Source organism: Actinacidiphila cocklensis (genome assembly GCF_907177275.1).
Classification (GTDB): domain Bacteria; phylum Actinomycetota; class Actinomycetes; order Streptomycetales; family Streptomycetaceae; genus Actinacidiphila; species Actinacidiphila cocklensis.
The window spans coordinates 138051-157448 of the sequence record NZ_CAJSLV010000035.1; the positions used below are offsets into that span (position 1 = coordinate 138051).

12 protein-coding genes and 1 pseudogene are annotated in these 19398 nt (G+C 72.8%); 4 read left to right on the plus strand and 9 right to left on the minus strand.

Annotated elements, in window-relative coordinates; translation table 11 throughout:
• Positions 1-9: 9 nt before the first annotated feature.
• Positions 10-942, minus strand: a complete 933-nt coding sequence (locus tag NFU81_RS05610; protein WP_251485585.1) for a proline dehydrogenase family protein — start codon at positions 940-942, stop codon at positions 10-12.
• A 132-nt stretch (positions 943-1074) separates the two neighbouring features.
• On the opposite strand from NFU81_RS05610, the gene NFU81_RS05615 reads away from it, so the two are divergent.
• On the plus strand, positions 1075-2259 hold the full coding sequence (locus tag NFU81_RS05615) for a PucR family transcriptional regulator (RefSeq protein WP_251485587.1): 1185 nt from the start codon (positions 1075-1077) through the stop codon (positions 2257-2259).
• A 75-nt stretch (positions 2260-2334) separates the two neighbouring features.
• Here the strand turns inward: NFU81_RS05615 and serA are convergent, their stop codons facing one another.
• The 6 genes from serA to NFU81_RS05645 form a co-directional block, all read right to left on the minus strand.
• A complete protein-coding gene (gene serA, locus NFU81_RS05620) occupies positions 2335-3927 on the minus strand; it encodes a phosphoglycerate dehydrogenase (protein WP_251485590.1) in 1593 nt (530 codons plus the stop codon).
• A 334-nt stretch (positions 3928-4261) separates the two neighbouring features.
• On the minus strand, positions 4262-5260 hold the full coding sequence (gene ilvC, locus NFU81_RS05625) for a ketol-acid reductoisomerase (protein ID WP_073500457.1): 999 nt from the start codon (positions 5258-5260) through the stop codon (positions 4262-4264).
• A 95-nt stretch (positions 5261-5355) separates the two neighbouring features.
• Positions 5356-5883, minus strand: a complete 528-nt coding sequence (ilvN, locus tag NFU81_RS05630; protein WP_033173125.1) for an acetolactate synthase small subunit — start codon at positions 5881-5883, stop codon at positions 5356-5358.
• 29 nt (positions 5884-5912) lie between these two features.
• Positions 5913-7784 (minus strand): acetolactate synthase large subunit, encoded by a 1872-nt coding sequence (locus NFU81_RS05635; RefSeq protein WP_251485593.1) that lies wholly within the window; start codon positions 7782-7784, stop codon positions 5913-5915.
• 229 nt (positions 7785-8013) lie between these two features.
• On the minus strand, positions 8014-10872 hold the full coding sequence (locus tag NFU81_RS05640; RefSeq protein ID WP_251485596.1) for a putative bifunctional diguanylate cyclase/phosphodiesterase: 2859 nt from the start codon (positions 10870-10872) through the stop codon (positions 8014-8016).
• A gap of 340 nt (positions 10873-11212) precedes the next feature.
• On the minus strand, positions 11213-12172 hold the full coding sequence (locus NFU81_RS05645) for a 2-hydroxyacid dehydrogenase (protein WP_251485697.1): 960 nt from the start codon (positions 12170-12172) through the stop codon (positions 11213-11215).
• A gap of 56 nt (positions 12173-12228) precedes the next feature.
• Between NFU81_RS05645 and NFU81_RS05650 the strand changes: the two genes are divergently transcribed.
• Both NFU81_RS05650 and NFU81_RS05655 read left to right on the plus strand, forming a co-directional pair.
• On the plus strand, positions 12229-13221 hold the full coding sequence (locus NFU81_RS05650; RefSeq protein ID WP_251485699.1) for an aldo/keto reductase: 993 nt from the start codon (positions 12229-12231) through the stop codon (positions 13219-13221).
• A gap of 87 nt (positions 13222-13308) precedes the next feature.
• Positions 13309-14538, plus strand: a complete 1230-nt coding sequence (locus NFU81_RS05655) for a PQQ-dependent sugar dehydrogenase (RefSeq protein WP_251485600.1) — start codon at positions 13309-13311, stop codon at positions 14536-14538.
• Between the two features lie 207 nt (positions 14539-14745).
• Here the strand turns inward: NFU81_RS05655 and NFU81_RS05660 are convergent, their stop codons facing one another.
• A complete protein-coding gene (locus NFU81_RS05660; RefSeq protein ID WP_308208267.1) occupies positions 14746-17763 on the minus strand; it encodes a helix-turn-helix transcriptional regulator in 3018 nt (1005 codons plus the stop codon).
• Positions 17764-17867: 104 nt separating this feature from the next.
• The gene (locus NFU81_RS05665) at positions 17868-18083 is read right to left on the minus strand and encodes a hypothetical protein (protein ID WP_251485605.1); all 216 of its coding nucleotides are present in this window, start codon (positions 18081-18083) and stop codon (positions 17868-17870) included.
• Positions 18084-18658: 575 nt separating this feature from the next.
• Here NFU81_RS05665 and NFU81_RS05670 point away from each other — a divergent pair.
• Positions 18659-19237 (plus strand): annotated as a pseudogene (locus NFU81_RS05670) (protein kinase domain-containing protein); the annotation flags it as partial.
• Positions 19238-19398 lie beyond the last annotated feature (161 nt).

Consider the following 19398-nt stretch of genomic DNA (forward strand, 5'->3'; position numbering starts at 1 on the left):
CGGGGTGCGTCAGCGGCCGGCGGGAACGAAGGAGCGCAGGAAGAAGGCGAGGTTGGCCGGGCGCTCGGCGAGGCGCCGCATGAAATAGCCGTACCAGTCTGCGCCGTAGGGGACGTAGATCCGCATACGTTCGCCTTCGTCCGCGAGCCGCCGCTGCTCCGCGGTCCTGATGCCGTAGAGCATCTGGAACTCGTAGTCGCCGGCCGGGCGGTGGTAGCGGGCGGCGAACTCCTGGGCGATGGAGATGATGCGCGGGTCGTGCGAGCCGACCATCGGGTAGCCCTCGCCGGCGAAGAGGGTGCGCAGGGCGCGGACGTAGGCCTTGTCCACGTCCCTCTTGTTCTGGAAGGCGACCCTGGCCGGCTCGTTGTAGGCGCCCTTGACCAGCCGCACCCGGGAGCCGGCCACGGCCAGCGCGCGGGCGTCGTCCTCGGTGCGGAAGAGGTACGACTGCAGGACCGCACCGGTCTGCGGGTGCTCCTTGCGCAGCTCGGCCAGCACGGCGAGCGTGGAGTCGACGGTGGTGTGGTCCTCCATGTCGAGGGTCACCGTGGTGCCGATGCTGGTGGCCAGCTCCGCCACCTCGGTCACGTTCGCCAGCGCGACGTCGTGGCCGCCGTCGGGAAGGGCCTGGCCGAAGGCGGACAGCTTGACCGAGACCTCGGCGCGGGGGCCGAGCCGGTCGTCGCGCAGCGTCTCCAGCAGCCGCAGGTAGGCGTCCCTGGTGGCGCGTGCGGTGGCCCGGTCGGTGACGTCCTCACCGAGGTGGTCGAGGGTGACGTCCAGGCCGCTCGCGGTGAGCGCCCTGACCGTGTCGAGCGCCGGGTGCAGCGCGTCGCCCGCGACGAATCGGTCGACCACCGGACGGGTGACGGGCGCGGCGGCGACGACGCGGCGCAGACGGTCGCTGCGCGAGGCGGCGAGCAACACGGGACCGAGCACGGGGTGTCCTTCCAGACCGGGCGGAACGGGATTTTCGGCGAACAGGCTCCGACACCGTGAATCTAGGATTCGTCTACCCGTCGGACCATCGACACCTGTCACGCATCGACCCGCCGTCCCTCATACAGATGTATGAGGGACAATGGCCGCGTGCGTGCTGAGTACGGGGACTACGGCGATTTCCAGGACCTGGTCGACGAGGTGTCGGCGCTGCTCGGCGCCCCCGCGACGCTGGAGGACCGGGATTTCCGGCTGATCGCCTTCGGGGTGCACGACAGCGACGACGACGCGGCCATGGACCCGGTGCGTACCCGCTCCATCCTGACCAGGCAGTCCACCGCCGAGGTGCGCGCCTGGTTCGAGCGCTTCGGCATCGCCCGCGCCACCGGCCCGGTCCGCATCCCCGCCGCCCCCGACGCGGGCGTGGTGCGCGGCCGGCTGTGCCTGCCGGTGCGGCACGCCGGGTTCGTCTACGGCTACGTATGGCTGCTGGACGAGGCCGAGCACTCCCCCGCGCAGCTGGCGTCCGCCATGGCGGTCGCCACCAGGATCGGCGAGCGGCTGGCGGCGATGTCCCAGGCCGGCGCGGAGACCGGCCGGGCGCTGCGGGGCCTGCTGACCGCGGCGACCAGGGCCGACCGCGACACCGCGGAGGACGCGCTGCGCCTGGCGCTGGGCCGGGACGCGGACGAGCCGCACGCGCTGGTGTGCGTGCGCGCGCCGGAGCACGCCCCGGCGGGTCCGCTGCCCGGCCTGCGCACGATCCCGTCCGCCGCCGCGCTCGCCCGGGTGCCCGAGCGGCGCCGCGGCGAGCTGATCGCGCTGCTGGTACGGCTGCGGTCGCCGCAGGTGCTGGCCCCGGCCCGCACCGCGGCGGCCCGGCTGCTCGACGCGGTCGGCAGCCAGGGCGCGGTCGCCGGGCTCAGCGCGGGCCGCCGCACCCTGGCCGAGCTGCCGGGGGCCTGGTGGGAGGCGACCGCCGCGGCCAGGGCCGCGCACGCGCAGCCGATGCTCGGCCCGATCGCGAAGTGGTCCAACCTCGGCCCCTACCGCCTGCTGACCGCGCTGCCGCAGGACACACCGCCGGACCCGGCGGTCGCCCCGCTGCTCACCGCGGCCCACCAGGAGCTGGCGCACACCGCCGAGGTCTTCCTCGACCACGCGGGCCAGGCCGGGCGGACGGCCACCGCGCTGGCCATCCACCGGCAGACCCTCTACTACCGGCTGTCCCGTATCGAGCAGCTCACCGGCCTGGACCTGGCGGACGGCGAGGCGCGGCTGCTGCTCCACATGGCCCTGAAGGCGGCCAGGCTCTGACGCGAACGGCGCCGCCCCCCTGGTGGGAAGCGGCGCCGGACGGCGTACGCGGTCGGCCGCTCGGGCGGCCCTCGGTCAGTCGGTCAGGTTGACCGCACGGGCCGAGGTGGCGCCGATCTCGCCGGCGATGTCGGTGAGCACGCCCGCCGGGATGCTGGAGTCGACGGTCAGCGCGACGAGCGCGTCGCCGCCCGCGGCGGCCCGGGCGACCTGCATGCCGGCGATGTTCACGCCGACCTCGCCCAGGATGCGGCCGATGGTGCCGACGACACCCGGGCGGTCGGTGTAGCGCAGGAAGGCCATGTGGTCGGCGAGCACCAGGTCCACGTCCTCCTCGCCGACCGCGACGACCTTCTGGACGTGCTTGGGGCCGGCCAGCGTGCCCGAGACCGAGACCTCGGTGCCGTCGGACAGGGTGCCGCGGACGGTCACCACGTTGCGGTGGTTGGGCGACTCCGAGCTGGTGGTCAGCCGGACCTCGACACCGCGCTCCTGGGCGAACAGCGGCGCGTTCACGTACGACACCGTCTCGTCCACGATGTCCTCGAAGACGCCCTTGAGCGCGCTCAGTTCGAGGATCTTCACGTCGTGCTGGGTGACCTCGCCGCAGACCTCGACGTCGAGCCGGGCGGCGACCTCGCCGGCCAGCGCGGTGAAGATCCGGCCCAGCTTCTCGGCCAGCGGCAGCGCGGGCTTGACGTCCTCGGCGATGACACCGCCCTGGACGTTGACCGCGTCCGGGACCAGCTCGCCGGCCAGCGCGAGGCGCACCGACCTGGCGACCGCGATACCGGCCTTCTCCTGCGCCTCGTCGGTGGACGCGCCCAGGTGCGGGGTCGCCACCACGTTGTCGAACTGGAAGAGCGGCGAGTCGGTGCAGGGCTCCTTGGCGTAGACGTCCAGGCCCGCGCCGGCCACCCGGCCCTCCTTGAGCGCCGAGGCGAGCGCCTCCTCGTCCACGATCCCGCCGCGCGCGGCGTTGACGATCCGCACCGACGGCTTGACCTTGTGCAGCGCCTCGTCACCGATCAGACCCAGCGTTTCGGGGGTCTTGGGCAGGTGGACGGTGATGAAGTCGGACTGCTCGAGCAGCTCGTCCAGGGTCAGCAGCTTGACCCCCATCTGGGCGGCGCGCGCGGGCTGCACGTAGGGGTCGTAGGCGACGACGTTCATCCCGAAGGCGGACATCCGCTGCGCCACCAGGACGCCGATCCGGCCCAGGCCGACCACGCCGAGGGTCTTCTCGCTCAGCTCGACGCCGGTGTATTTGTTGCGCTTCCACTCGCCGTTCTTCAGCGCCGAGTTGGCGGGCGCGATGTTGCGGGCGGTGGCGATGAGCAGGCCGCAGGCCAGCTCGGCGGCGGTGACGATGTTGGAGGTCGGCGCGTTGACGACCATCACGCCGGCCTTGGTGGCGGCGGCGACGTCGACGTTGTCCAGGCCGACGCCTGCGCGGGCGACGACCCGCAGCTTCCGTGCGGCGGCGACCGCCTCCGCGTCGACCTTGGTGGCACTGCGGATCAGAATGGCGTCGACATCCGTGATCGCGGACAGCAGTTCGGCTCGGTCCGCACCGTTGCAGTGCCGGATCTCGAAGTCCGGCCCGAGCGCGTCCACCGTGGCGGGCGACAGCTCTTCTGCGATGAGTACGACAGGCTTCTGGCTCACGTGGTCCTCACTTGTCCTTCGTGGGCGGCCGGTCCCGTGGCCGCTTCAGGGAGGCGGGGATGGCGGGCTGACGCCTGATCTCGCGCAGTGATCGGCCGAGGCACGAGGCCGTCCGCCAAGCGAGTGAACAGGAAGCCCGCCCGTCAGGGGTGGCATGCCGCGTGGAAGACGCACGACGCTGTGAGCCTGAACGCGCTTGTTCAGCGAGTGTATCGGTGGGATGAATCCGCGCCTTCGCCGAAATGGAAGGATCACCCGGAGGGGGGCGTCGCTTCGTACAAAGTGCGTACCAGATGCCGGTCAGACCGTGTACGAAGCGACGCGCCCGGGAGGCTTACGCCTCCTCGTCGACCCAGCTCATCAGCTTGCGCAGCTTGCGGCCCGTCGTCTCCAGCAGGTGGTTCTCGTCGGCCTTCTTGTACTCGTTGTACTTGGGCAGGCCGGCGTTGTACTCCGCGATCCAGGCGTTGGCGAAGGTGCCGTCCTGGATCTCGCCGAGGATCTTCTTCATCTCGGCCTTGGTGGCGTCGGTGATGATCCGCGGGCCGGAGACGTAGTCGCCCCACTCGGCGGTCTCGGAGACCGACCAGCGCATCTTCTCCAGGCCGCCTTCGTACATCAGGTCCACGATGAGCTTCAGCTCGTGGAGGCACTCGAAGTACGCGATCTCCGGCTGGTAGCCGGCCTCGACCAGGGTCTCGAAGCCGGCCTTGACCAGGGCGGAGGTGCCGCCGCAGAGGACCGCCTGCTCGCCGAAGAGGTCGGTCTCGGTCTCCTCGGTGAAGGTGGTCTTGATGACGCCTGCGCGGGTGCCGCCGATGCCCTTGGCGTAGGACAGCGCGAGCGCGAAGCCCTTGCCGGTGGCGTCCTGCTCGACGGCCGCGATGCACGGGACGCCGCGGCCCTCCTCGTACTGGCGGCGGACCAGGTGGCCGGGGCCCTTCGGGGCGACCATGCACACGTCGACGCCGGCCGGCGGCTTGATGAAGCCGAAGCGGATGTTCAGGCCGTGGCCGAAGAACAGCGCGTCGCCGTCCTTGAGGTTGTCCTTGATGGACTCCTCGTAGACGCGGGCCTGGATCGGGTCCGGCACCAGGATCATGATGACGTCGGCCTCGGCGGCCGCCTCGGCGACCGGCAGCACCCGCAGGCCCTGCTCCTCCGCCACCGTCTTGGACTTGGAGCCCTCGTGCAGGCCGACCCGCACGTCCACGCCCGAGTCGCGCAGCGACAGCGCGTGGGCGTGGCCCTGGCTGCCGTAGCCGATGACCGCGACCTTGCGGCCCTGGATGATGGACAGGTCGGCGTCGTCGTCGTAGAACAGCTCGGCCACTTCGGGTTCTCCTTGGATCGGTTTGTGCGGCCCACCGTACGACGGGTGGGCGGATGGGGGTTTCGGGGTCTCGCTATGCGGATCGGACGCGGCGGCTACGCCGAGCGGTCCAGCGCGCGCAGCGAGCGGTCGGTGATGGAGCGGGCGCCGCGGCCGATCGCGATGGTGCCGGACTGGACCAGCTCCTTGATGCCGAACGGCTCCAGCATCTTGAGCATGGCCTCCAGCTTGTCGGCCGCGCCGGTGGCCTCGATCGTGACGGCCTCGGGGGAGACGTCCACGGTCTTGGCGCGGAAGAGCTGGACGATCTCCACGATCTGCGAGCGCGACTCGTTGTCGGCGCGCACCTTCACCAGGACGAGTTCACGCGCGACGGCCGCCGAGGGGTCGAGTTCGACGATCTTCAGCACGTTGACCAGCTTGTTGAGCTGCTTCGTCACCTGTTCGAGAGGCAGTTCGTCGATGACGTTGACGACGATGGTGATCCGGGAGATCTCCGGGTGCTCGGTGGTGCCCACCGCGAGCGAGTCGATGTTGAAGCCGCGGCGGGAGAACAGCGCGGTGATCCTGGCCAGGACGCCGGGCTTGTTCTCCACCAGGACGGAGAGCGTGTGCTTGGACATTCTCGGTGCTTCCTTCTCTCGCTCTGCCGTCAGTCGTCCAGGTCGTCGCTGAAGTCCGGGCGGACGTCGCGCGCGGCCATGATCTCGTCGTTGGAGGTGCCGGCCGCGACCATCGGCCAGACCATCGCGTCCTCGTGGACGATGAAGTCCACCACGACCGGGCGGTCGTTGATGGCGTTCGCCTCGGCGATGACCTTGTCCAGCTCGTCGGGGGACTCGCAGCGCAGGCCGACGCAGCCCATCGCCTCGGACAGCTTGACGAAGTCCGGGACGCGGGTGCCGCGGTTCTGGATCGAGCCCACGCCCTGCGTGGAGCCGGGGACGTGCTCGGCGCCGGAGTGCAGGACGGTGTTGGAGAAGCGCTCGCCGTAGAAGAGGTTCTGCCACTGGCGGACCATGCCCAGGGCGCCGTTGTTGATGATGGCGACCTTGATCGGGATGTTGTTCAGCGCGCAGGTGACGAGTTCCTGGTTGGTCATCTGGAAGCAGCCGTCGCCGTCGATCGCCCACACGGTGGCGTCCGGCATACCGGCCTTGGCGCCCATCGCGGCGGGCACCGCGTAGCCCATGGTGCCGGCGCCGCCGGAGTTGAACCAGGTGCCGGGCTTCTCGTACTTGATGAACTGCGCGGCCCACATCTGGTGCTGGCCGACGCCCGCGGCGAAGAGCGTGCCCTCCGGGGCGAGCTGCCCGATCCGCTCGATGACCTGCTGCGGGGACAGGCTGCCGTCGGTCGGCACGTCGTAGCCGAGCGGGTAGGTGTTCCGCCAGAAGTTCAGGTGGTTCCACCACTCCGAGTAGTCGCCCTTGTGGCCGGCCTCGTGGTCGGCCTGGACGGCGACGATCAGGTCGGCGAGCACCTCGCGGGCGTCACCGACGATCGGCACGTCGGCGATCCGGTTCTTGGAGATCTCGGCCGGGTCGATGTCGGCGTGCACGACCTTCGCGTTCGGCGCGAAGGTGTCGAGGCGGCCGGTGACCCGGTCGTCGAAGCGGGCGCCGAGCGCGATGATCAGGTCCGACTTCTGCAGTGCGGTGACCGCGGAGACGTCGCCGTGCATGCCGGGCATGCCGACGTGCTGCGGGTGGCTGTCGGGGAAGGCGCCGAGCGCCATCAGCGTGGTGGTGACCGGGGCGCCGGTCAGCTCGGCGAGGATGCGCAGCTCCGCGGTGGCGCGGGCCTTGACGACGCCGCCGCCGACGTAGAGCACCGGGCGGCGGGCCTCGTTGATCAGCCGGGCGGCCTCGCGGATCTGCTTGGCGTGCGGCTTGGTCACCGGGCGGTAGCCGGGCAGGTCCGCCTGCGGCGGCCAGCTGAAGCTCATCTGGTTCTGCAGCGCGTCCTTGGCGATGTCGACCAGGACCGGTCCCGGGCGCCCGGTGGCGGCGATGTGGAAGGCCTCCGCGATGGTGCGCGGGATGTCGGCGGCGTCCCTGACCAGGAAGTTGTGCTTGGTGATCGGCATCGTGATGCCGCAGATGTCCGCCTCCTGGAAGGCGTCGGTACCGATGGACTTCGAGGCGACCTGGCCGGTGATGGCGACGATCGGCACCGAGTCCATGTGGGCGTCGGCGATCGGCGTGACCAGGTTGGTCGCGCCGGGCCCCGAGGTCGCCATGCACACCCCGACCCTGCCGGTGGCCTGCGCGTAGCCGGTGGCGGCGTGCCCCGCACCCTGCTCGTGCCTGACCAGCACGTGCCGGACCTTGGCCGAGTCCATCAGCGGGTCGTACGCCGGCAGGATCGCACCGCCCGGGATGCCGAACACGGTGTCCGCGCCTACGGCCTCGAGGGAGCGGATGAGCGCCTGGGCGCCCGTCATGCGCTCGGCGGTGGCGGCGGGGACCGCGTTGCGGGTCCGCGGCTGCGGATGGTGGGACCCGGTGGCCTGCTCGGTCATCTGCGTTCTCTTCTCTCGAAGATGAGGGTGGTGAGGGTTTCGCCCGGTTGCCGGACGGGTGCCGGACGGTGCCGGGCAACAAAAAACCCCTCGTGCCGTGAGGCAAGCGAGGGGAGCGCGCCGGTGCGTGTGCGAGGCGGTGGAGAGGCCTCGGTCAGCCGACGCGCTTTCCAAGTACGAGAATTCGGGTGCGCATGGCGTCGACCTTCCTCCGGGACCCCTTCGGGTGTCAAGCGGGTGGGACACGCGTCTCATTATGTGAGCGACAGGACGGCAGCTGCACGGTACGGGAACCGACCTGCTCACGGGCTGTTTCCTGCGGTACGGAACGGCCGCCGGACGGCGGCTCGGAGCGGCCGGAATCACCCGGAACGGGGTACCCGCCGCGGGTCAGGGAGCCGCGCAGCCGGTGCTCGTCGAGCAGCCCGGAGAAGGCCATGCCCTGGCCCTCGCCGCAGCCCAGCTCGCGCAGCGCGTGCACCTGCTCGGGCCGGTCCACCCCGTCGGCGACGGTGCGCACCCCGAGGTCGGCGGCGATACGGAGCAGGCCGCGGGTGATCTTGTGCAGCCGGCCCGACTCGACGACGCCCTCCACGAAGCCCCGGTCCAGCTTCACCGCGTCCACCGGCAGGCTGCGCAGCGCGCTGAGCGCGGCATGGCCGCTGCCGAAGCCGCCCAGCGAGATCCGCACCCCGACCTTGCGCAGCTCGGTCAGCCGGCGCTCCAGCTCGTCCAGCGCTATCCGCGGGTCGCCGCCGGTCAGCTCGACCACCAGGGCGCCGGGCGGCAGCTCGTGCCGCTCCAGCAGGCCCTCGACGGCGCCGGCCGGCAGGTCGCGGTGCAGCAGCCGGTGAGCGGACAGCTTCACCGTCACCGGCACCCGGTGGCCGGCCCCGTAGCGCAGTGCGGCCTGCGCCACCGCCTGCTCCAGCTGCCATCTGCCCAGGTCCGAGGTGCGCTCGACGTCCTCGGCCGCGCGCAGGAACTCGGCGGGGGTGAAGAGGATGCCCTGCGCCGAGCGCCAGCGGGCCTGCGCCTCGACGCCGGCGATCCGGCCGCCGGACAGTTCCACCACCGGCTGGTGCAGCAGCGTGAACTCGCCGTCGTGCAGCGCCTGGTGCAGCCGGGTGGCCAGTTCCGTGCGCCGCACGACGTCGGCCTGCAACTGCGGGGCGTACAGCTCGACGCGGCCCTTGCCCGCCTGCTTGGCGCGGTACATCGCCAGGTCGGCGTTGCGCATCAGCTCGCCCGCCGCGCTGCCGGGCTCGGCGAAGGCGACGCCGATACTGGCGCCGACCCGCACCTCGCCGCCGTCCACGCGGTACGGCTCGCACAGCGCGGCCCGCAGCCTTTCCGCGATCTCCCTGACCTGGTGCTCCAGGGCGCCGCAGACCAGCACCGCGAACTCGTCGCCGCCGAGCCTGGCCGCGGTGTCGCCGGCCCGCAGCGCGTCCTGGAGCCGGCGGGCGGCCTGGGTGAGCAGGTGGTCGCCTGCCTGGTGGCCGTTGGAGTCGTTGACCGCCTTGAAGCCGTCGAGGTCGACGTAGAGCACCGCGGCCCGCCCGTCGCCGGCCCGCCGGCCGCCGAGCGCCCGGCCGACCCGGTCGAGGAAGAGCAGCCTGTTGGGCAGGTCGGTGAGCGGGTCGTGCGAGGCGTTGTGCTGCAACTGGGCCTGCAGGCGCACCCGTTCGGTCACGTCTCGGCTGTTGAAGATCAGCCCGCCCTGGTAGCGGTTCACGCTGGACTCGACGTTGAGCCAGCCGTCCTCGCCGTCCTCGCCGTGCGGGCCGCCGCGCCGCCCCGACCTGATGCGGCACTCGATCCTGGTGGCCGGCTCGTCGCCGGGCGGCGCCGCGAGGAAGCGGCGCACCTCGTGCACGACCCGGCCGAGGTCGTCGGGGTGGATGTGGGCGGACAGCTCGGTGCCGACCAGTTCCTCGGGGTCGCGCCCGTAGACGCCGACGGAGGCGGGGCTGACGTACCGCAGCACCCCGGTGGGGGCGGCGATCATGATGACGTCGCTCGACCCCTGGACCAGGGAGCGGAAGTGGTTCTCCTTCTGGGCCAGTTCCTGGGTCAGCGCGATGTTGTCGAGCAGCATGATGCCCTGCCGGACGACCAGCGCGAGCACCACCGTGCTGCCGGTGAGCAGCACGACCTTGTCGCACTTCCCGCCGGTGATCACGTCGTAGAGGATGCCCAGGGTGCAGACCGCGGCGGCCAGGTACGGCGTCAGCGCGGACAGCGACCCGGTGACCCGGCGGGTGGTGGTGCCGGGGCGCAGCAGCGGCTGCTCGCGGCGGCCGACCCAGGGGGCGTACGCCATCAGCATGCTGCCGGCGAACCAGCCGGCGTCCAGGATCTGGCCGGAGCGGTAGTGCTCGCGCAGCAGCGGCGAGGTGAACAGCGCGTCGCACAGCACGGTCAGCGCGAGTGCGGCCAGCGCGGTGTTGACCGCGGAGCGGTTGGCGGGCGAGCGCCGGAAGTGCAGCGCGAGAACCATGCTGACCAGCACGATGTCCAGCAGCGGATACGCCAGCGACATCGCGACCCTGGCCGTGCTCGGGCCGTCGAAGCGGGCGGTGCGGGCCAGCGCCAGGCTCCACGACAAGGTCAGCAGCGACCCTCCGATCAGCCAGGTGTCCAGGCCCAGGCACACCCAGCCGGCCCTGGTCACCGGCCGCTTGGCCAGCACCAGCAGGCCGATCACGGCGGGCGGCGCGAACAGCAGGAAGCAGAAGTCGGCGGGCGAGGTCTGCGGCACCGGGCGGTGCAGCACGACTTCGTACCACCCCCAGATGCCGTTGCCGAGCGCGACCATCGTGGAGGACGCGGCGAACAGCAGCCAGGCCGCCCGGTGGCCGGCGGCCGCCCTGCGGGCGTAGAGCAGCATCGAGACCGCGGCGGCGGCCGCGGCGGCCGACAGCCCGAAGTCCCCCATGAAGTCCGCGACATCGTCGGCGCCCCAGCCCAGCACCGCGCCGGTGGTGTAGCCGCCGCACAGCAGCGCGAGCACAAGTTGCGGCAGCAGGCCGGTGTGGGCCTCCCCCGCCGACGGCCCGCCGAGCACCGCCTCGGTGGAGGTCACCGCGCTCTCCCGTACCGCGGGGCCGGCCGGCGCCCGGCGCGCTGCCGGTGCCCGGTCGTCGGCCGGTCGGGTCGTGCGGTGCGCTGGGTGCTGCTGCCCGGGAACCGCCTCGGTCCTCGCATCGCCCGTCGCCCCCCTTACTCGCTCGTCGTTCTCGTCGCAGTCGTCGGCTACGGGACTGCGGCGTGCCCCCCGTTTCGGGACGATACACCAGATTGGTCACTCAGCGATAGGTGCCCTCTACTGAGCGTAACCATATGGGGGTTGCCGGACACCGCGCGGAGTCACCCGGTGCCGGCCGGCGGCCGGCCGGCGCCCGGGCGGCTGCCGGCCGCCGCGGTCAGCCGGTCACCTGGACGACGTTGGCCAACTCCTCACCACGGGCGAACCTGACCAGCTGGGACCGGATCAAACGCTTGGCGCGGGGCAGGAAAGCGGAGGTGCTGCCTCCCACGTGCGGGCTGATGAGCACGCCGGGCGCGTGCCACAACGGGTGCCCCGGCGGCAGCGGTTCGGGGTCGGTGACATCCAGTGCCGCCGTCAGCCGCCCCGACTCGGTCTCCACCAGCAGCGCCTTGGTGTCCACCACGGCGCCCCGCGCCACGTTCACCAGCAGCGCGCCGTCCTTCATCGCGGCCAGGAACTCCGGTCCCGCCAGGCCCCTCGTCCGATCGGTCAGCGGGGTGGTGAGCACCACGACGTCGGCGGCCGGCAGCAGCCGCGGCAGATCGGCCAGCCCGTGCACGGGTCCGCGGGGCACCTCGCGTGCGGTGCGCGCGACCCGGTCCACCTCGCATTCGAAGGCCGCCAGCCGGTCCTCGACGGCGGCCCCTATCGAGCCGTAGCCGACGATCAGCACCCGGCGGTCGGCCAGTGCCGGGTAGAAGCCGGAGTACCACTTCTCGGTGTCCTGGCCGCGAACGAAGCGCGGAATGCCGCGCAGCGAGGCCAGGATGAGCGTGAGCGTCAGCTCGGCGGTGCTCGCCTCGTGTACCCCGCGGGCGTTGCAAAGGCGCACGCCCGGCGCAAAGTGGTGGAGGTGGGGCGCAATGTGGTCCACACCGGCGCTCAGGGTCTGGATGGCGCGCACGCCGGTCATGTGCGGCAGCGGAAGGGCACCGGCGGTCGGCCCCTTCATGTAAGGCACGACGTAGAAGGCGGCGGCTTCGGGATCGGCGGGGAAGTCTCCGGTGCCGTCCCAGTACACGTACTCGAACGCGTCGGGCAGTCCGTCGATCTCCTCGGGCGGTAGGGACAGCCACACCTGCGGGCGGCCGCCCGCGGCGGGGTCCTGGGTCATGTCGGTCATGGTCAGGAGGCTATGGCACAGTGTTGCGTCTCAGGGAGGTCGGCACGGTGGAGCGCAGGACGGTCGGCGCGGCAGCGCTGGCAGTGGGGGCAGTCGGGCTCGGCTGCATGCCGATGAGCTGGGGGTACGCCTCCTCCCGGCAGGACGGCGAGGAATCTCTGCGGGCCGTGCACAGCGCGCTCGACCACGGCACGACGCTGCTGGACACCGCGGACATGTACGGGCCGTTCACCAACGAGCTGCTGCTCGGGCGGGTGTTGAAGGAGCGGCGGCGGGACGCGTTCGTCGCCACCAAGTGCGGGCTGCTGGCCGGCGAGCAGCACACCGTGGCCAACGGCCGCCCCGCGTACGTCAGACGCGCCTGCGACGCGTCGCTGCGCCGCCTGCAGACCGACACGATCGACCTCTACCAGCTGCACCGGATCGACCCCGAGGTCCCCGTCGAGGAGACCTGGGGCGCGATGGCCGAACTCGTCGCCGCCGGCAAGGTGCGGGCGCTCGGCCTGTGCGCGGTCGGCGCCCGCGGGCACCGCCGCACCGGTGCCGCGCTGCACGACGAGACGCTGCGCCAACTGGTGCGCGCCCAGCAGGTCTTCCCGGTCAGCTCGGTCCAGGCCGAGCTGTCGGTGTGGGCCGCGGAGGCGCTGGAAGAGCTGCTGCCCTGGTGCACCGCGCACGGCGTCGGCTTCCTGGCCGCGATGCCGCTCGGCAACGGCTTCCTCACCGGGACGCTCACGCCGGGCGAGGGCTTCGAGCCGGACGACCTGCGGGCCAGGCATCCGCGGTTCACCGCGGACATGATGGCGTCGAACCAGCCGATCGTGGTGGGGCTGCGGCGGGTGGGCCGCCGCCACGGGGCGACCCCGGCGCAGGTCGCCCTCGCCTGGGCGCTGGCCCAGTCACCCGCCGTCGTCCCCATCCCGGGCACCAAGTCCGCCCGGTGGGCCGCCGAGAACGCGGCCGCCGCAGGGCTGGCCCTGACCGCGGAGGACCTCGCCGAGATCGCCTCCCTGCCCCCGGCCCGCGGCTCCTGGGACTAGAGCCCGTCGTTACCGCGAAGGCCCAGCTACGGCTGCGGGAGACCGCGGGGGTGTGATGTGCTTGGGGCGGAAGAAGGAGTGGCTACCGTGCGAGGTCGGACTGTGAGGTCGGGGGGGACGGGCGCGGCCCGTCGTGCGGTCGGGGGTGTCGCCGCGGCAGCGCTGGCCACGGTCCTCCTCGGCGGGTGCAGCGACGGCAAGCCGCTGGGGGCGTCGTCGTCCGCCACCACCGCCCAGCGGACCTCGGGTGCCCAGGCCGCCACCCCTTCCTCGGCCGCGCCCGCGACCACCACCCCGTCCGCCACCCCCGCCCCGGCCAAGGGCACCGCCCAGGTGACCGCCACGCTCGCGACCGGGCTCGCCTCGCCCTGGGGCGTGGTGCAGCTCGCCGACGGCACGCTGCTCGTCGGCTCGCGGGACACCGGCAGGATCACCCGGGTCGACCCGGCCAAGAAGACGTCCACCGTCGTCGGCACGGTCCCCGGCGTGGCCCACACGCAGGGCGGCGAGGCGGGCCTGCTCGGCCTCGCCCTCTCCCCCGGCTTCGGCACCGACCACCTGCTCTACGCCTACTTCAGCACCGAGTCCGACAACCGCATCGCCAGCATGGTCTTCGACCCGACCCGCGCCCCCGGCGACCAGCTCGGGGCGCCGGACACGATCCTGCGGGGCATCCCCACCGGTGCGATCCACAACGGCGGGCGGATCGCCTTCGGCCCCGACGGCATGCTCTACGCCGGAACCGGCGAGACCGGGCAGCGCGGGCTCGCGCAGGACATGTCCTCGCTGGGCGGCAAGATCCTGCGCATGACGCCCGACGGGCAGGTCCCCAAGGACAACCCCGTTCCCGGGTCCCTGGTCTACTCCCCCGGCCACCGCAATGTGCAGGGCCTCGCCTGGGACCCGCAGGGCCGGCTCTGGGCCTCCGAGTTCGGCCAGGACACCTGGGACGAGCTGAATCTCATCGAGCCGGGCAAGAACTACGGCTGGCCGGTGGTGGAGGGCATCGCACACCGGGCGGGATACGTCGACCCGGTCGCCCAGTGGCACACCGACGAGGCCTCCCCCAGCGGTATCGCCTACGCGGCGGGCTCCATCTGGATGGCCGCGCTCAAGGGCCAGCGCCTGTGGCGCATCCCGCTCGACGGCACCAAGGCGGCTGCGCCGCCGCAGGCGTTTTTCACCGACGTCTACGGGCGGTTGCGGACGGTTGTCGCCGTCGACGACCACACGATTCTCGTGAGCACGAGCAATACGGACGGGCGTGGGACGCCCAAGCCCGGCGACGACCGCATCCTCCAGCTCAAGGTGAGCTGACCCCCTGGGCGGGTGCCACTTGCCCATCGCGGCGCGTCTTCCCCACCGTCGTGGCTTGGCGCGCAGTTCCCCGCGCCCCCGGGGTGGGTGCCCCTTGCGGTGCGCTCGCACCCTCCGGTGCGTCGTGGCCGAGCGCGGAGTTCCCCGCGCCCCTGATGGCTTGCCCTCTGCGCAGAGGGTGAGCGTTTTTCAGGGCGCGGGGAATCCTCAGGTCGCGGGCGCGAAGAGGTGGAGGCGGTGGGCCAGGGCGGCGGCCTCGCCACGGGTGGAGACCGTGAGTTTGGCCAGGATGTTGGAGACGTGGACGCTCGCCGTCTTGGGCGAGATGAAGAGCTCCTCCGCGATCTGGCGGTTGGTGCGGCCGTCCGCGACCAGGCGGAGCACGTCGCGTTCGCGGGCCGTCAGGCCGAGGGAGTCGGCCGGGTCGACGGGCGCGGTGGCCGCCTCGACGGGCGCGTCGAGCGCCAACCGGGCGCGCTGCGCCAGGGCGGCGATATCCGCGGCGAGCGGCTTCGCCCCGGCGGCGGCCGCCGCGTCGTGCGCCTGGGCCAGCAGGCAGCCGGCCCGCTCGCGGGTGTCGGGGCCGCGGGCGAGCAGCGCCTCGGCGTACCGGTAGCGGACCCCGGACAGCTCCGCGGGCCGCTCCTCTCCGGCGAAAGCGGCCTCCGCGGCAGCCCAGAGCTCGGGTTCGTGCCGCCCCTCCGCGCGGGCCAGCTCGGCGTCGACCAGCAGCGCATAGGCCTCGTAGAGCGGTGCGGGGCGGGCCAGTTCGCGGGCGGCGGTCCTGATCCGGTCGAGCACCTGGCCGCGGGCGGGGTCGCCGGTGACCGTCCACGGGCCGTCCGCCTCGGCCGCGGCGCCGCCGGCGAGGATCGGCCAGGCGTAGCGGGCGGTGCCGTTGGGGAATCCGGCGTCGATGGCGGCCAGCATGGCGCGGCGGGCCTCGTCGTAGCGGCCCTGGGCCACGGCGAGCCGCACGGCGAGGCCCCGCAGGGGGATCTGGTGCTGCGGCTGCGTGTCGTGCCGGAGGCCGTCCGCGGCGGAGGCGTGGTAGCCGGCAGCGGCTTCCGCGTCGCCGACGGCGAGCGCCAGGAAGCCCTGGAACATGTCCAGGCCCGCGCACAGCAGCGGCCCCTCGACGACCCGCCGGGCGGCCGCGAACCGGGTCGCGGAGTCGGCGTAGCGGCCGAGCATGAACAGCGACTCGCCCTCGTTGCCGAGCAGCCACGCCCGCGTGGCGTTGACGACCTGGTCGCCGATGAGCGCCAGGCCCTCGCCGGCGATGCGTACCGCTTCGGTGGAGCGGCCCGCGCCTTCCAGGACGGACGCCAGGTTGCCGTAGGTGCGGGAGATGATCAGCGGCGCCCGCTGGTCGCTGACCAGCCGCCGTACCTCCTCGACGCCGGCGATACCGCCGTCGATGTCGCCGCTGTCGGCCTGGAGCAGGCCGAGGGTGACCCGCGCGTGCAGTTCGGTGTCGTGGGCGTCCGCGGTCCTGGCGAGTTCGACCGCCCGGCCTGCGATGGCGATGCCCTCGGCGCCGGACTTGTGGACCATGATCCAGGCGGCGGTCATCGCCAGGACCTCGGCGTGGGTGGCGGACGGCGGCAGGCCGCGTACCAGCTCGCGGGCCCGGGTCAGCTCCTCCCAGCCGTCGCCGCGGCCCAGCACCTCCATGACCCTGGAGCGCTGCGCCCAGAACCAGGCGGCCCGCAGCGGGTCGGGGCTGCCGCTGCGCTCCATCAGCCGCAGCGCCCGCTTGGCCATCGCATAGGCGCGTTCGCGCTCGCCGCTGAGCCGGGCGGCGACGGTCAGCTCGGCCAGCAGGTCGACGAAGTCCAGCGGGGTGCCCGCCGGGCAGTCGCACGGCGGATACGCCTCGGTGTAGTCGGCGGGGCGCAGCTCGGCGCGGATCGCCTCGGGGGCGTCGTCCCACAGTTCGAGCGCGCGTTCCAGCAGCCGGTACTGCTCGGCGTAGGCATGGCGGTGCCTGGCCTCGACGGCGGCGCTCAGCACCGCGGGCAGCGCCCTGGCCGGGTCGTGCGCGGCATACCAGTAGCTGGCCAGCCTGGCGGCCCGCTCGTCGGCGGGGACCAGCGCGGGGTCGGCCTCGACGGCCTCGGCGTATCGCCGGTTGATACGGCTGCGCTCGCCCGGCAGCAGGTCGTCGCCGACCGCCTCGCGGACCAGCGAGTGCCGGAAGCGGTAGCCCTCGCCGCTGTCGGTGGGCAGCAGGATGTTGGCGCCGACGGCCACCCGCAGCGCGTCCAGCAGGTCGTCCTCCGACAGCCCGGTGATCGCCGCGAGCAGGCGGTACTCGACGGTGCTGCCGCCCTCGGCGACGAATTTCGCCACCCGCTGGGCGTCCTCCGACAGCGCCTCGACGCGGACCAGCAGCAGGTCGCGCAGCGAGTCGCTGAGCCCGGTGGAGCACCCGCGGCGCAGGCTGCAGGCCAGCTCCTCGACGAAGAACGGGTTGCCGTCGGAGCGCGCGAAGACCTTGTCGACGACTGAGTCGTCGGGCTCGTCGGCCATGATCGAGGTCAGCTGGCTGCGGACCTCGGCCCGGTTGAAGCGCGACAGCTCGAAGCGCTCGGCCCGGCGCAGCCGGTCGGCCTCGGCCAGGAAGGGCCGCAGCGGGTGCCTGCGGTGGATGTCGTCGGCGCGGTAGGTGGCGGCGACCAGCACGCGGCAGCGCTGGAGCGAGCGGAAGAGGTACGCGAGCAGCTCGCGGGTGGAGCGGTCGGCCCAGTGCAGGTCCTCCACGACGACCACGATCGTGCGGTCCGTGCCCAGCCTTTCCAGCAGCCGGGCGGTCAGCTCGAACAGCCGCACCCGGCCGTCCTCGTCGTTCGGCTCCCTGCGGGCGCCGTCGGATTCTGCCAGTTCGGGGAGCAGCCGGGCCAGCTCGCCCCGCTGCCCGGCCGCGGCCTCGGTCAACTCGGGGCCGAGGGTGCGGTACAGGTCGCGCAGCGCGGCGGAGACCGGTGCGAACGGGAGGCCGTCCGCACCGATCTCCACGCAGCCGCCGACGGCGGTCACGGCGCCCGCCGCGCGGGCCGAGGCGAGGAACTCCTCGGTCAGCCGGGTCTTGCCGACGCCGGCCTCGCCGCCGATGAGCACCGCCTGCGACTCGCCGGCGTCCGCGTCGGCCAGCACCGAGGCAAGCCGTGCCAGCTCGGCGTCTCGGCCGATGAACACGGGGCTGAGCGACTGGGTCTGCACGCTTCCGAGCATTTCACGCCCTGCCCCGGATGCGACACCGGTTACTCGGGGCGCGGCACCCTGCGCGGTGGCGGCCCGGGGCGGGGCCGCCACCGCCTCAGCGGTCATGCCGCGCTGAACGGGTGCAGGAGGGTGCGCCTGGTGCGGGCGGGACTCTCCGCGCCCTCATGGTCGGTGCGTGCGGCCGACCTGGCCGGGGAGCGGCGGGCCGCCGCGCGGCGCCCGGCGCGTGCTGCCTTGGCCTGCTGGGCCAGCCGCCATTCGTCGGCGCTGCGCTGCAGTTCGTCCCTGCGGGACTGCTCGAGTTCGTAACCGAACATTGTCTTCTCCTTGGTGACGGTTTTCCCGATGCCCTTAGCTTCGTCTCCCAGGTGCCCCCGCCACATCGGGCACCTTCCCGAACTTGGCGCTGCGCGCGGCTTAGGCGCTGCGGTCCCCTCCTTAGGCCGCGCCTCCCCCTGCGGCTCCGCCGCCACCTTCCCCCCGTCGTGCCTGGTCATGGCCTCCCCCGGGCGCCTAAGGAGGGTGCACTTTGCGGTCCCCGGGCGCGTAAGGGGGTGCCCCTTGCGGTGGCGATGCGCCTGATCCGCCGTTCCGGCCGGGCTCGCAGTTCCCCGCGCCCCTTCAGAAACGCTCACCCCCCACCGAAGACGGCACCCCATAGGGCCGCGGGGAACTGTGCGCGCAACCACCCACCGGCAGGAAGGCGTCGCCTACCGCAGGGAGGACTGCCCCCTCGCCCCACAGCGGGGTGGCACAATCAAGTGCGCCTAAGTGCAGGGGACTTGGCGACCCCCCGGAGAGGGGAACCGTGCAGAGCGGGCTGTTCATCGGGCCGGACGGCACGCCGGACCGGTACCGCCTGCTGCGGTCCATCGGCCGGGGTGGCGAGGCCGTGCTGTACCTCGCCGAGCTGGAGCTGGGCGGGGCGACGGAACCGGTCGTCGTCAAGATGCTCGACGCCCAGCAGACCCTGGCGCCGGACCTGTTCGCGCGGGTCAGCGCGAAATGGCGTGAGCAGGCGGAACTGCTGCGCTTCGTGCACCGGCCGGGCGTCGTCGGGATCAGGGAGCACTTCGAGGGGCCGTCCGCGCATCCCGGCGGGCAGTTGCCGGCCGGCGGCGGCCGGGCGCTGTATCTGGTGATGAACCATGTGGACGGCCTGGACCTGCGCGACTGGCGGGCCGAGCGCACGCTGGAGCCGGCCGGGGAGCGCCGGGAGGCGGTGCGCTGCCTGGAGCAGCTGGCCGAGGTGCTGGACTGGCTGCACAGCGGTGCCGCCACCCCCTCGGGCCGCCGCGTGGTGCACGGCGACCTGTCCCCCGGCAACGTGATGGTCGACGCTCACGGCCAGGCGACCCTGGTGGACTTCGGGCTGAGCAAGCTGGCCGCCGACCACCGGACGGCCGAGGTGTGGTTCACGCCGGGTTTCGCGGCGCCCGAGGTCTTCGAGGGGACCAGGACCCCGGCCACCGACCGCTACGCGTTCGGCGCCATCGCGTACTTCCTGCTCAGCGGCGAAGCGCCGGCCCCGGTACCGGAGACGCTGCGGGCGGCGCTGCTGGCGCTGCCCGCGCTGTCCGGTCTCGACGCGGCCCGGGCGGCGCGCGTCGCGGCGATCTTCGCGGCGGACCC

Excerpts from the sequence above, each read along its gene's own strand:
- NFU81_RS05615 (WP_251485587.1), top strand. The coding sequence starts at position 1,075 with ATGAGGGACAATGGCCGCGTGCGTGCTGAGTACGGGGACTACGGCGAT.
- ilvN (WP_033173125.1), bottom strand. The coding sequence starts at position 5,883 with ATGTCCAAGCACACGCTCTCCGTCCTGGTGGAGAACAAGCCCGGCGTC.
- NFU81_RS05635 (WP_251485593.1), bottom strand. The coding sequence starts at position 7,784 with ATGACCGAGCAGGCCACCGGGTCCCACCATCCGCAGCCGCGGACCCGC.
- NFU81_RS05645 (WP_251485697.1), bottom strand. The coding sequence starts at position 12,172 with ATGACCCAGGACCCCGCCGCGGGCGGCCGCCCGCAGGTGTGGCTGTCC.
- NFU81_RS05665 (WP_251485605.1), bottom strand. The coding sequence starts at position 18,083 with ATGTTCGGTTACGAACTCGAGCAGTCCCGCAGGGACGAACTGCAGCGC.